The sequence below is a fragment of the Curtobacterium sp. RM9 genome, from assembly GCF_054956955.1.
The window spans coordinates 2,392,959-2,405,565 of sequence record NZ_CM143271.1 but is presented as its reverse complement, the minus strand read 5'-3'; the positions used below and the strand labels follow the sequence as shown (position 1 = coordinate 2,405,565).

Sequence of the window (12,607 nt, the reverse complement as noted above, 5' to 3'; positions counted from 1 at the left end):
CGTGTCCGGCAACCCCTTCGCCGAGGCGATCCTCAGCGGTCAGATGGCCGTGGCGCTGCCCGTCGCGGCGCTCGCCGGGCTCGTCTCGTTCCTCTCGCCCTGCGTCCTCCCGCTCGTTCCCGGCTACCTCGGGTACGTGGGCGGGGTGGCCGAGGGCGGGCAGCGGAAGGGCCGCGTCGTCCTCGGCGTCGTGCTCTTCATCCTCGGCTTCACGGCCGTGTTCGTCGCGTACACCACGGTGTTCGGGGCACTCGGCTTCTGGCTCGTGCGCTGGCGCGACCTCATCACCCAGGTCCTCGGCGTCGTCGTGATCGCGATGGGCCTCGTCTTCGTCGGACGGTTCACGTTCCTGCAGCGCACCGTCAAGCCGAGCTGGACCCCGGCGACCGGGCTCGTCGGCGCCCCGCTGCTCGGCATCGTGTTCGGGCTGGGCTGGACGCCCTGCCTCGGGCCGACGCTCGCGGCGATCAACCTGCTCAGCGTGCAGTCCGGCAGCGCCTGGCAGGGCATGTGGCTCGGGGTCGCGTACTGCCTCGGCCTCGGCGTGCCGTTCGTCCTCGTCGCGCTCGGCGCGGGCTGGGCGACCGGTGCGATCCGTGCGGTCAAGCGCCACATGCGCACCGTCAACATCATCGGAGGAGCGATCCTGATCGTCATCGGTCTGCTCATGGTCACCGGCATCTGGTCGACCGTCATGTCGAGCGTCGGGGCGGTGATCCAGAGCTTTGTCCCCGCGGTCTGACAGCGATCACACCACCACCGAGGCCGAGGGAACGGACGTCGTCTCCGACCCGCAGCGGCCCGCTGACCACGTCGACGGCACCCAGGAGCGCCCGGACCGCGGCGACGGGGTGACGCAGCCGAAGCTCGGCCTCGTCGGGTCCCTCCGGTTCGCCTGGCGACAGCTCACGAGCATGCGGACGGCGCTGTTCCTCCTCATGCTGCTCGCCCTCGCGGCGATCCCCGGGTCCCTGGTGCCGCAGCGCACCGCGGACCCGAACGGCGTGGTGCAGTACCAGAGCGACCATCCGCAGCTCTTCCCGGTGCTCGACAAGCTGCAGGTCTTCGACACCTACACGTCGGTGTGGTTCTCGGCGATCTACCTGCTCCTCTTCGTGTCCTTGATCGGGTGCATCGTCCCGCGGACGAAGCACCACTGGCAGGCGCTCCGCACCCGTCCGCCGAAGACCCCGGTCCGCCTCGGGCGCCTGGCCGGCTACCGCAGCGTGCCCGTCACGCGCGAGGCGACGGGTGCCGATGAGGCGACCGGCGCGGTGGACGCGACCAGCGTCGCCGCCGAGGGGGACGGGGCGGACGCCGCCACGCGCCTCCCGTCCGTCGACCACGCCGTGACGCGTGCCGCCGCCCTGCTCAAGCGGTCCGGGTACCGCGTCGAGCGCTTCGGCGACTCGGTCAGCGCGGAGCGGGGCTACCTGCGCGAGACCGGCAACCTCGTCTTCCACGCCGCGCTGGTCGGCGTGCTCCTGGCGGTCGGCGTCGGCGGCGGGTTCGGCTACACCGGGCAGCGCCTGCTCGTCGAGGGCCAGACGTTCTCGAACGTGCTCGGCTCCTACGACTCGTTCAACCCGGGCCGCTGGTTCCGACAGACGGACCTGCACGGCTACAACCTGACCCTCGACAAGTTCGTGACGAAGTACGAGGAGAAGAACCTCGACGCGCTCGGGCAGGCGCTCGACTACTCCGCGACCGTGACGAGCCAGGAGAAGGGCGGGCAGCCGACGACCAGCCGGCTCGGCGTCAACGACCCGCTGCACGTCGGCGGGACGAACGTCTACCTGCTCGGCAACGGCTACGCGATGCAGGTCACCGTCCGCGACGGCGAGGGGAACGTCGCGTACAAGGACACCGTGCCGTTCCTGCCCCAGGACGCGAACTACACCTCGCTCGGCGTCATCAAGGTGCCGGACGCGATGCCCGACCAGCTCGGGATCCGCGGGTTCTTCTACCCGACGGCGGTGAAGAACGGCCTCGGCGCCTTCACGTCCAGCTACCCGGACGACGAGAACCCCCTGCTGACGCTGCAGGTGTACACCGGCGACCTCGGGCTCGACAGCGGTGTGCCGCAGAGCGTCTACACGCTGAACACCGGCGGGCTCGAGCAGATCGCCGGCACGGACGCGAAGACCGCCAGCCTCGAGCTGAAGCCGGGGCAGACGAAGACCCTGCCGGACGGCGCCGGCTCGATCACCTTCGACGGGGTGAAGCGGTACGTGTCCCTCGACGTGCACCACGACCCGTCGCAGCTCTTCGTGGGCGGCTTCGCCGTGCTGAGCGTCCTCGGCCTGCTGACCTCGCTGTTCGTCCCGCGTCGTCGCGTGTGGGTGAAGGCCGTGCCGCGCACGGGCGACCCGGACGGCGGCTACGACCTCGAGTACGCGGGTCTGGCCCGTGGCGAGGACCCCAACCTGGAGCGGGCCGTGGACGACATCGCCCGCCGGCACCTGTCGGACCTCGGAGTTAGGATGCCCCAGTGAACCCGGACATGACGACGAACCTCGCGACCTACTCGGTCGTGCTGACGTACTCCGCGATGGCGGTCTACGTCATCGCGTTCATCTCCTTCGCGCTCGACGTCGCGAAGCGGTCCGGCAACGTGGCGGCCGCGGCCGGCGAGACCGCCGCCGTTGCTCCGGCCGGCGAGGCGAAGACCGTCGCGTCCGTCCGTGGCGGCACCGTCGTGCTCGAGCGCGTCGACGCCGGCCCCGTCGACCCGGTGCGTCGCGGCACGAAGTTCGAGCGCGTCGGCATGGCGATGACGATCCTGGCGCTCGTGCTGCACGTCGGCTCCGTCGTCCTCCGGGGCATCGCGGCCGATCGTGTGCCGTGGGGCAACATGTTCGAGTTCTCGTTGACCGGCACGGCGCTGATCATCCTGATCTTCCTGCTCGTGCAGTTCTGGCAGAACCTGAAGTTCCTCGGCGTCTTCATCACCGGGCTGACGATCATCCTGCTCGGCATCGCGACCGTGAACTACTGGGTCCCCGTCGTCCCGCTGCAGCCGGCGCTCCAGTCGTACTGGCTCGTCATCCACGTCTTCGTCGCCATCGCCGGCACGGGCTTCTTCGCCCTCGGTGCGGGCCTCGCGGTCTCGCAGCTCGTGCAGACCCACCGCCAGGGCCGTTCCGCATCGAGCAAGCTCCGCTTCATGGAGACCCTGCCGGACGCCGACCGCCTCGAGGTCCTCACCTACCGCGTGATCCTCGTCGGCTTCGTGCTCTGGACCTTCACGCTCATCGCGGGCGCGATCTGGGCCGAGCGTGCCTGGGGTCGCTACTGGGGGTGGGACACCAAGGAGGTCTGGACCTTCATCATCTGGGTCGTCTACGCCGGGTACATCCACGCTCGTGCCACGCGCGGGTGGCGTGGTGCGCGCTCGTCGTGGCTGGCGCTCATCGGCTTCGCGGCCGTCATGTTCAACTTCTCGGTCGTGAACGTGTTCTTCAAGGGGCTGCACAGCTACTCGGGCCTGTGAGTCGCTGACGCGACGCCCGGTCTGGAGGCGCGGTGCCGGTCGGCGCCGCGCCTCCGGTCCGTCCGGGGTGCGGTCGCGCCGGGGGCGCGTCGTGCGACCGGAACGCAACGCCGAGGTCCGGCCGCGGCCCGTCGGCGAGCTCGGTGCGCGGCCGTCAGCGGGCGAGCAGCCCGTGCACGCGCTCGACCCGGGCACGCCACCACGCGGTGTGCTCGGGCGAGGCCGCGTTCCGCTCCAGGAGCTCCCGCGACACCTCGACCCGACGCACCGGCACGGACCCGGCTTCGGGCAGCAGCGGCTCCGCGGCGACGTCGGACGTGAACATCGCCGCCGTCCCGAGTCCGGCCGCGTACCCGGGGGTCATCGCACCGGCGGCGAGGAACGCCCCCATCCCGAGACCGACCGACGTGTCGAGCGCACTCGAGACCACGACCGGCAGTCCGGCCTCCGCCACGACGGCCCGCGCCGCGGTGACCCCTCCGAGCGGCTGCGCCTTCACGACGAGCACGTCGGCCGCTCCGGCGCGCGCGACGGCCAGCGGGTCGGCCGCCTTCCGGACGCTCTCGTCAGCGGCGATCGGCACGCCGAGGCCGTCGATCCGCGCCCGCAGCGTGGCGAGCTCGTCGACGGTCCGGCAGGGCTGCTCGGCGTACTGCAGGTCGTACGGTGCGAGGCGCTCGAGTGCAGCGACGGCCTGGTCGACGGTCCAGAGGCCGTTCGCGTCGATCCGCACGGATGCGTCGGCGCCCATGACCCGTCGCACCTCGGCCACGCGCGCGACGTCGTCGTCGAGGGTGGTCCCCGGCTCGGCCACCTTCACCTTCGCGGTCGTGCAGCCTCGGAAGCGCTCGAGCAGCCCGGCGACGGCGTCCGGCGCGATCGCCGGCACGGTGGCGTTGACCGGCACGCTGTCCGCCGCAGGCTCGTGTGCGTGCCACCCGAAGTCGACCGCCGCTCGGAGCCATGCGGTGGCCTCGGCGTCGTCGTACTCCACGAACGGCGAGAACTCGGTCCAGCCGTGGGGTCCGCGCAGGACGACGGCCTCGCGCGAGGTGATCCCGCGGAAGCGCACGCGCATCGGCAGGGCCACCACGTGGGCGTCGGCGAGGAGGTCTTCGAGGTCGGGGAGCACGCACCCATCCTCCCGCACGGCACATCCAGCGCACCCGACGGTTCCTCGGAGCGGACCGCCAGGGCAGCGCACTAGCATGCAGCGGTCGGCCTCGCCCGGCGGGGGCACCAGGTCCCGTCGTCACTGGCCGATCCACGCACGATCCACACGTGCCCCACGTCCGTCGGCACCGCCGCGGGAACCGGGGACCGCCCGTGTGGAGACAGCACCAGACCGCGAGAGAGGGAGGCTCGGTGGCGCCGGAACCGCAGCGACCCACGCAGCGTCAGGCCGCAGCCGCACCCGCGCGGACGACGCAGGGTTCCGCGGCAGCGCAAGCCCGAGCCGCGCAGGCCCGAGCGGCGCAGGCACGAGCAGCGCAGACCCCGGCAGCACCGGCACGAGCACCGCAGGCGCGACCCGCCCCGGCGCGAGCGGCGCAGGCATCCGCTCGCGGTGCCACCGCCGGCCGACCGGCCCCCGGCCGCGACACCGACGAGTTCGCCCGGCTCATGCAGCGCAACACCGTCGACGTGCGCGACCAGCCCCGCGGCCGGAAGAAGCGGAACCCCGTCGTCGGCAAGATCGCCCTCGGCCTCGCGGTGGTGTCCGCCGCCGTCGACGCCAGCGCCTTCGCGGTGTTCATGGGCGGTGACACCGACTTCGCGTTCGGCATCTGCTTCGTCGTCGTGTTCCTCACGCTCATCGCGGCGGTGCTCGGGTTCGTCGCGGCCGTCGGGTCGTTCGGCCGGTGGTACGGCGCCGTCGGCGTGGTCATCGCCTTCTTCGCCAACCCGGTGATCCTCATCGTCCTGCTCGTCATCGTCGCGCCCGAACTGCTCACGGGCATGGGCGGCGCGGCCAGCGGCAGCTGACCACACCGTTCTCCACAGCAGACACGGTCCGACGCGGTGCCGCCGACCCGGACGGTACGTTGGGGAGCATGGCTGCACCCGTCTCCAACCTGTTCGACCCCGACGTCTGGACCGAGGCGCCGATCGCCGCGGGCTTCACCGACATCACGTACCACAAGCACGTGTCGAAGGGCATCGTCCGGGTCGCCTTCGACCGTCCCGAGGTGCGCAACGCCTTCCGTCCCCGCACCGTCGACGAGCTGTACCGTGCGCTCGACGACGCCCGGCAGGACCCGAGGGTCGGCGTGGTCCTGCTCACCGGCAACGGCCCGAGCCCGAAGGACGGCGGTTGGGCGTTCTGCTCCGGCGGCGACCAGCGCATCCGCGGACGCAGCGGCTACCAGTACGTCGGTGACGAAGGTGCCCCGCCCGAGGGCGTCGACCCCGCAGCGGCCCAGGCGTCGATGGGACGGCTGCACATCCTCGAGGTGCAGCGGCTCATCCGGATGATGCCGAAGGTCGTGGTCGCGGTCGTCCCGGGTTGGGCCGCGGGCGGAGGGCACTCCCTGCACGCGATCTGCGACCTGACCATCGCGAGCGCCGAGCACGGTCGTTTCAAGCAGACCGACGCCGACGTCGGGTCGTTCGACGGCGGGTACGGCAGCGCCTACTACGCGAAGCAGATCGGCCAGAAGCTCGCGCGTGAGGTGTTCTTCCTCGCCGAGGAGTACTCGGCACAGCGGGCCTACGAGATGGGCGCGGTGAACAAGGTCGTGCCGCACGCCGACCTCGAGCGCGAGGCGATCCGCTGGGGCGAGACGATCCTCGGCAAGTCGCCGACGGCGATCCGGATGCTCAAGTACGCCTTCAACGCGGTCGACGACGGCCTGGTCGGCCAGCAGGTCTTCGCGGGCGAGGCCACGCGCCTCGCCTACGGCACCGACGAGGCCGTCGAGGGCCGCGACTCCTTCCTCGAGAAGCGCGCGCCGGAGTGGACCGCCTTCCCCTGGCACTACTGATGCCCCGGCCGCTGGTCGCGCTCGGCGTGTCGGACCCGATGGCCGTGCTGCGCGGTCTGGAGGCGGCCCTCGCCGGCGGCCCCGCACTGCTGCCCGTCGCCGAGGGCTCGCCGGCGCTGCCGGTCGCGCCGCCGGCCGACGTCCCGCAGCGGGTCGCCCTGGTGGTCGAGACGAGCGGCTCGACCGGCACCGGCAAGCGGGTGGCGCTGTCCTCGGAGGCGCTCCTGGCCGGCGCGGCCGCCGCCGACGCGGCACTCGGCGGCCCGGGCACGTGGCTCCTGGCGCTGCCGACGCACTACATCGCCGGGCTCAACGTCCTGACGCGGTCGATCGCCGCCGGCACCGTGCCCGAGGTGGTGGCGTCGGGCCACTTCGACCCGGCGGCCTTCGCGGACGCCGCCGACCGGATCGCCCCCGGCCCGGCAGCCCCGCGTCGGTACACCTCGCTCGTCCCCGTGCAGCTCGCCCGGGTGCTCGACGACGCCCGCGCGGCGAGGGCCCTCGCCGGCTTCGACGCGGTGCTCGTCGGCGGGCAGGCCACTCCGCTGCCGCTGCGTGAACGGGCACGGTCGGCGGGTGTGCGGATCGTCACGACCTACGGCGCGAGCGAGACGAGCGGCGGCTGCGTGTACGACGGGGTGCCGCTCGGGCCCGTCCGTGCCGAGACGGTCGACGGCGAGCTCTGGCTGCACGGACCGATGCTCGCCGAGGGGTACCTCGGCGACGAGCGCCGCACGGCTGCGACCTTCGTGGAGCGGGACGGCCTGCGCTGGTACCGCACGGGCGACGCGGCCGAGGTCGTCGACGGCGTCGTCCGGGTGACCGGTCGGCTCGACGACGTGGTGATCTCCGGCGGCGAGAAGGTCGCGCTCGGGGCGGTCGAACGGCTCGTCCGCGAGCTGCCCGACCAGGACCAGGCCGTGGTGACCCGGCGCGCGTCGGGGGAGTGGGGCGAGGTGCCCGTGGTCGTGACGCCGGTGCCGGTCGACCTCACGGTGCTCCGCGACCACGTCGGCAGCGCCCTCGGTCGTGCGGCCCGTCCCGCCGAGGTGGTGGTCGTCGAGGCCGTGCCGATGCTGCCCTCCGGCAAGCCCGATCGTCGTGCGGTGCAGGAGCTCGCCGCCGGAGGACCCGCGCACGAATAGGATGGTGGGTCGTGGCACGCTCGAAGAACACGACCCGCTCGAAGACCCGCTCCGGCAACCCCGCGAAGGCCGCGGGCGCGGTCCGCGGTGGCGCCCGGAAGGCGACCGCGGCCGACTGGATCGGCGGGGCACGCCTCCGGACGCTGACGCTCGGCGTCGTCCCGGTGGTCCTCGGCACCGCCGTCGCGTACGTCGACAGCCGGATGCCCGGATCGTTCGGTGACTACCTGGGCAAGGACGGACACCTCGCGGTGGCACTGCTCGCCCTCGCGGTCGCGCTGTTCCTGCAGATCGGCGTGAACTACAGCAACGACTACTCCGACGGGGTCCGCGGCACGGACGAGTACCGCGTCGGCCCGGCCCGCCTCACGGGCGCCGGCATCGCGAAGCCGCGGACGGTCCTCACCGTCGCCCTGACCTTCTTCGGCCTGGCCGCCGTCGCCGGCATCGTGATCGTCGTGCTCACCCAGGCGTGGTGGCTGCTGCTCGTCGGTGCCGCCGCGATCGTCGCCGCGTGGTTCTACACCGGCGGCAAGCGGCCCTACGGCTACAACGCGCTCGGCGAGGTCTTCGTCTTCGTGTTCTTCGGCTTGGTCGCCGTGCTGGGCACGCAGTTCGTGCAGATCGGCACCGTGACCCCGAGCGGGTGGGCGGCTGCCGTGGCCGCGGGCTTCTTCGCCTGCGCGGTGCTGATGGTGAACAACATCCGCGACATCGACGAGGACCGTCTGGCCGGCAAGCGCACCCTCGCCGTCGTGGTCGGGCGCCCGGTGGCACGCGTGCTCTACGCGCTGTTCCTGATGCTGCCGTACGTCGTGCTGCTCTGGTTCGTGGTGCTGTACTTCCGCGCCGGCTTCACGTACTTCTCGCTGCTGCTCGCGCTGCCGGCGCTGGTGATCGGCGTGACGTCCCGGAAGCCGCGCGAACTCGTCACGGCGCTGCAGCTGTCCTCGTTCACGTCGCTCGCGTTCGGCGTCGTGTTGGCGATCACGCTCGCGATCACGCCGTAGCCCGCGCGACGTGCGGGCCCGGTCGGGTCAGGCCTCGTCGCGCTTCCGCAGGTCCGCGTGCCGGTCGGCGTCCGACGTCGGCGAAGGCGTCGTGGCCGGGGCGTCCGAGTCCGCCGCGTCGACGAAGTCGTCCTCGAAGTCGCTGTCCGCGTCGCGCTCCGGACGACCCCGGCGGGAGGCCAGGCTCTCGGTCACGCGGCCGCGGAGCCTCGGCAGGGCGATGTAGGACACCAGCAGTCCGACGACCGCGGCGAGGATCGTGGCCCAGTACCACCTCAGCCCGATGACGAGCAGGACGGCGAGGGCCGCGGCGAAGATGCCGAGTCGGGCCAGGGTGTAGACGAGCCACGCTTTCACCCCATGAGTCTACGGACGCCACGACGAGCAGGGACCCCACAGACTCGCGACCTAGACTCCGGTGATGGTCCGGCTCTGGTTGATCGTCGTCGTCGCCGCCGTGGCGTTCACGGTGTACACGGCCATCGACTGCGCGACCATGCCCCGCCAGCGCGTGCGTTCGCTCAGCCGCGGCGTGTGGCTCCTCCTCGTGATCGTCCTGCCCGTGCTCGGCGGCGTCCTGTGGTTCCTGCTCGGCCGTGCGCCGGCGACGAACGGCGGCGCGCAGCCCCGGTACCGTGGACCCGAAGACGACCCGGACTTCCTCGGTGGACCGCACGGCCCCGAGCGGCCCCGCACGGACAAGGACCAGGACGACGAGACCCTCCGAGACCTCGAGCAGCAGTTCCGCGACCGCGAAGCCCGACGCGACGAGCGCCGCGACCGCCGACACGACGACGACGGCACCCCCGATCGCTGACGGCCCGCACGACCGCGTCGGCTCGGGCAGCCCCGCCACCGACTTCGCGCTCGCGCTCCTCCGGGAGCTCGCCCATGCCGGCGTGACCGACGTCGTGGTCAGTCCCGGATCCCGCTCGCAGGCCCTCGCCCTCGCGGCGGTCGCCCTCGAGCGTGCCGGCGGCCCCACGGTGCACGTCCGGCTCGACGAGCGCACGGCCGGCTTCTTCGCGCTCGGCCTCGCGGTCGAGACCGGTCGGCCCGCGGCCGTGGTCACCACCTCCGGCACCGCCGTCGCGAACCTGCACCCGGCCGTGCTCGAGGCGCACCACTCCGGTGTGCCGATGATCGTGCTGAGCGCCGACCGGCCCGCCGAGCTCCGGGGCATCGGCAGCAACCAGACGACCGTGCAGCCGGGAATCTTCGGTGCGGCGGTCGACCTCGTGCTCGACGTGCAGGCGCCCGCCGCGCACGGCATCGACGCGACGACGGTCGACACCGTCCGGACCCTCGCCCGTCGCGCGGTCGCGGCGGCCTCCGGACACGAGGGGCAACCCGGGCCGGTGCAGCTCGACGTGGCCTTCCGCGAACCGCTGTCGGCCGGACTGCGCGCCGAGGACGTCGACCCCGTCGCCGAGGAGGACGTCGACACCGCCTTCGCGACGCGTCGGGTGCACTCCGGGCTGCCGGTCGCCGAGCTTGCGCCGGACGACGACGCAGCGACGGTCGTCATCGCCGGACACGACGCCGGCGCGGACGCCGAACGGATCGCCTGGGAGCTCGGTGCGCCGCTGATCGCCGAGGTCTCGAGCGGCGCGCACTTCGGGCGCAACCTCGTCGTGGCCTACCGCGAGCTGCTCCGCGACCCGGCGTTCGGCGGCGCGGTGCGCCGCGCGGTCGTCCTCGGGCACCCGACCCTCAGCCGTGAGGTCCCCGCGCTCCTGCAGCGCGCCGACGTCGAGACGGTGGTGGTCCGCGGACCGGGAGCCGACCCGTACGACCCGGCCCGCGCCTCCCGGGCGGACGCCGCGACCACCTTCGTGTCCGACGTCCGCGTGACCGGCCGCACCCGGCCGGAGCACCGCGCCTGGGTGGGTCGCTGGGTGGTGGCGAGCCGCGCGCTGCTCGGCGACGGCGACGCCGGGCCGGACCTCGACGCCAAGCGGTCGGCCGACCGCGCCGAGCGCAACCAGTTCCTCCGCGACGAGGTGTCGCTGCGTCGGCGACCCGTCGACCGCCGGATGCTCGCGGACGCGGTGTGGGGTGCGACCTGGCCGCACGACCGGCTCGTGCTCGGCGCGTCACAGCTCATCCGCGAAGCCGACGCGTCGGTCCCGGGGAAGAACGTCCGGGTGCACGCCAACCGCGGGCTGGCCGGCATCGACGGGACGATCTCGACCGCGCTCGGGATCGCCGCCGCGCTCGAACGCACCTCCGGGGCGATCGGCACGACGCGCGTGCTGCTCGGTGACCTGACGCTGCTGCACGACCTCGGGGCGCTCGTCACCGGGTCGGACGAACCGCGGCACCGCGTGCAGGTCGTCGTCGGAAACGACCACGGCGGCGCGATCTTCCGCGGGCTCGAGGTCGCGGCGACGACCCCGGACGCCGACATGCGCCGGATGATGACGACGCCGCAGGACGTCGACGTCGAGCGCGTGGTGACCGGTCTCGGCTGGGAGTACCGCCGGGCGACGACGTGGGGGGACCTCGAGCAGGTCCTCACCGACCCCGCGCAGCGCGTGGTCGTCGAGGTGCCCCTGGCCGACTGAGCGGCGCGCGTCGGTGACGCACGCACCCGCCGGACGGGAGGCGCGTGGCGGTGCCGCCCTGCGCCTCCCGTCCGTCCCGTGTCCGGGCCGGATCCGTGGCGTCAGGCGAGCGCGTCGGCGACGGGGCGGAACTTGAGCGCCGTCTCGGCGACCTCGCGCGCCGGGTCGGAGCCGCTGACGATGCCGGCGCCGGCCCAGGCCCGCACCTCGCCCTCGGGGGAGACCGTGGCGCTGCGGAGCGCGAGCATCCACTCGCCGTCGCCGTTCGCACCGAGCCAGCCGACGGGGCCGGCGTAGCGACCACGGTCCACGCCCTCCAGATCGGCCACCAGGCGCACCGCGACGTCGGTCGGGGTGCCGGCGACCGCGGCGGTCGGGTGCAGCGCGTCGGCGACGTCGAGCGAGGTGGTGCCGGTCGGCAGCGTCGCCTGCACGTCGGTGGCGAGGTGCCACAGGTTCGGCAGCTGCAGTCGGAACGGCTCGGGGTCGGCACGCAGGTCGGAGGCGATCGGTCGGAGCGCGGCGAGCAGGCTCTCGATGGCGAAGCGGTGCTCCTCGACGTCCTTCGCACTCGTGGCGAGGGCCTCGGCGGCGGCGCGGTCACTCACCGGGTCGGTGCCGCGGGCGGCGCTGCCGGCGAGCACCCGGGCCGACAGCCTGGTGCCGTCGGTGCGGGCGAGGGTCTCCGGGGTGGCGCCGAACAGCCCGTCGACCGCGAACGTGACGCACTGCGGGTACGCGTCGGCGAGGTCGAGCAGGACGGCACGCCGGTCGGCGTCGGGCGGCATGGAGCCGACGAGGTCACGGGCGAGCACGACCTTCTCGGCCTCGCCCGCCGAGATCCGTCGGACGGCCTCGGCGACGCGGTCCGCGTAGCCCTGCTCGTCGATGCGCCCCGGGCCGAGTGCGACCGAGACGTGGCCGCCGACCCGGGGGACCGGCACCGAGGTGCGCCGGAACGCCAGCGGCTCGGGGTCCGGGGTGGTGTCGACCGCGGTGAGCCACGCCTTGCCGCGGCGGCGGCCGATCACCACGCGCGGCACGACGAGGACGCTCGTGTCGGCGGAGTCGTCGGCGAACGTGAAGGACCCGAACGCGACGAGTCCGGTGCCCCGGAGCTGCACCGGGTCGTCGACCTCGGCACCCGCGACCAGGGTGCGCCAGACGGCGGAGGCGTCCCGCATCCGGTCCGGCCCGGAGAACGTGAACCGCAGTGCCTCGCCGATCCCGACGATCCCGTCGCCATTCCGGACGAACGCGAGCGGGCTGTCCCGGAGGGTGTGGCGGAGGACGGCGCCCGGGTCGTCGAGGATCCGGGTCGAGACCGTCAGCGGGGGTGCCGCCGTGGTGGTTCGGGTCACGGACCGATCGTACGCGTCGGGCGGCGCGCCGGTGGGCGCCCGGACCC

Annotated in this window: 12 protein-coding genes; 9 read left to right on the top strand and 3 right to left on the bottom strand. The window is 73.3% G+C overall.

All coding sequences use genetic code 11. From position 1 onward, the window contains the following. Positions 1-43 precede the first annotated feature (43 nt). The 3 genes from ACY3FI_RS11325 to ccsB are packed head-to-tail and all read left to right on the top strand — an operon-like array spanning position 44 to position 3,493. Positions 44-742 carry a cytochrome c biogenesis CcdA family protein gene (locus ACY3FI_RS11325; RefSeq protein ID WP_462550352.1) on the top strand — a complete coding sequence of 233 codons (699 nt, stop codon included), beginning with the start codon at positions 44-46 and terminating at the stop codon, positions 740-742. Next, positions 726-2,495, top strand: coding sequence for a cytochrome c biogenesis protein ResB (gene resB, locus ACY3FI_RS11320; RefSeq protein ID WP_462547626.1), 1,770 nt, complete (start codon positions 726-728; stop codon positions 2,493-2,495). Before ACY3FI_RS11325 ends, resB begins: the two co-directional genes overlap by 17 nt. Before the next feature lie 8 nt (positions 2,496-2,503). Further along, complete coding sequence (ccsB, locus tag ACY3FI_RS11315; protein WP_462550351.1) at positions 2,504-3,493, top strand: c-type cytochrome biogenesis protein CcsB; 990 nt, start codon at positions 2,504-2,506, stop codon at positions 3,491-3,493. A gap of 154 nt (positions 3,494-3,647) precedes the next feature. On the opposite strand, the gene ACY3FI_RS11310 is transcribed toward ccsB, so the two are convergent. After that, a complete protein-coding gene (locus tag ACY3FI_RS11310) occupies positions 3,648-4,625 on the bottom strand; it encodes an o-succinylbenzoate synthase (RefSeq protein ID WP_462547625.1) in 978 nt (325 codons plus the stop codon). A 233-nt stretch (positions 4,626-4,858) separates the two neighbouring features. Between ACY3FI_RS11310 and ACY3FI_RS11305 the strand changes: the two genes are divergently transcribed. The 4 genes from ACY3FI_RS11305 (at position 4,859) to ACY3FI_RS11290 (ending at position 8,632) form a co-directional block, all read left to right on the top strand. Further along, a complete protein-coding gene (locus tag ACY3FI_RS11305; RefSeq protein ID WP_462547624.1) occupies positions 4,859-5,479 on the top strand; it encodes a hypothetical protein in 621 nt (206 codons plus the stop codon). 68 nt (positions 5,480-5,547) lie between these two features. Then, entirely contained in the window at positions 5,548-6,477 is a 930-nt protein-coding gene (locus ACY3FI_RS11300) for a 1,4-dihydroxy-2-naphthoyl-CoA synthase (RefSeq protein ID WP_462547623.1), read from the top strand. After that, the gene (locus ACY3FI_RS11295; protein ID WP_462547622.1) at positions 6,477-7,622 is read left to right on the top strand and encodes an AMP-binding protein; all 1,146 of its coding nucleotides are present in this window, start codon (positions 6,477-6,479) and stop codon (positions 7,620-7,622) included. The genes ACY3FI_RS11300 and ACY3FI_RS11295 overlap by 1 nt, the downstream gene beginning before the upstream one ends. An 11-nt stretch (positions 7,623-7,633) precedes the next feature. Beyond that, a complete protein-coding gene (locus ACY3FI_RS11290; RefSeq protein WP_462547621.1) occupies positions 7,634-8,632 on the top strand; it encodes a 1,4-dihydroxy-2-naphthoate polyprenyltransferase in 999 nt (332 codons plus the stop codon). A gap of 27 nt (positions 8,633-8,659) precedes the next feature. On the opposite strand, the gene ACY3FI_RS11285 is transcribed toward ACY3FI_RS11290, so the two are convergent. Next, complete coding sequence (locus tag ACY3FI_RS11285) at positions 8,660-8,989, bottom strand: DUF4229 domain-containing protein (RefSeq protein ID WP_462547620.1); 330 nt, start codon at positions 8,987-8,989, stop codon at positions 8,660-8,662. 64 nt (positions 8,990-9,053) lie between these two features. On the opposite strand from ACY3FI_RS11285, the gene ACY3FI_RS11280 reads away from it, so the two are divergent. Then, positions 9,054-9,449 (top strand): PLDc N-terminal domain-containing protein, encoded by a 396-nt coding sequence (locus ACY3FI_RS11280; RefSeq protein WP_462547619.1) that lies wholly within the window; start codon positions 9,054-9,056, stop codon positions 9,447-9,449. After that, a complete protein-coding gene (gene menD, locus ACY3FI_RS11275) occupies positions 9,442-11,199 on the top strand; it encodes a 2-succinyl-5-enolpyruvyl-6-hydroxy-3-cyclohexene-1-carboxylic-acid synthase (RefSeq protein ID WP_462550350.1) in 1,758 nt (585 codons plus the stop codon). The genes ACY3FI_RS11280 and menD overlap by 8 nt, the downstream gene beginning before the upstream one ends. Before the next feature lie 101 nt (positions 11,200-11,300). Here menD and ACY3FI_RS11270 read toward each other — a convergent pair whose 3' ends face one another. Next, on the bottom strand, positions 11,301-12,560 hold the full coding sequence (locus tag ACY3FI_RS11270; protein ID WP_462547618.1) for an isochorismate synthase: 1,260 nt from the start codon (positions 12,558-12,560) through the stop codon (positions 11,301-11,303). Positions 12,561-12,607 lie beyond the last annotated feature (47 nt).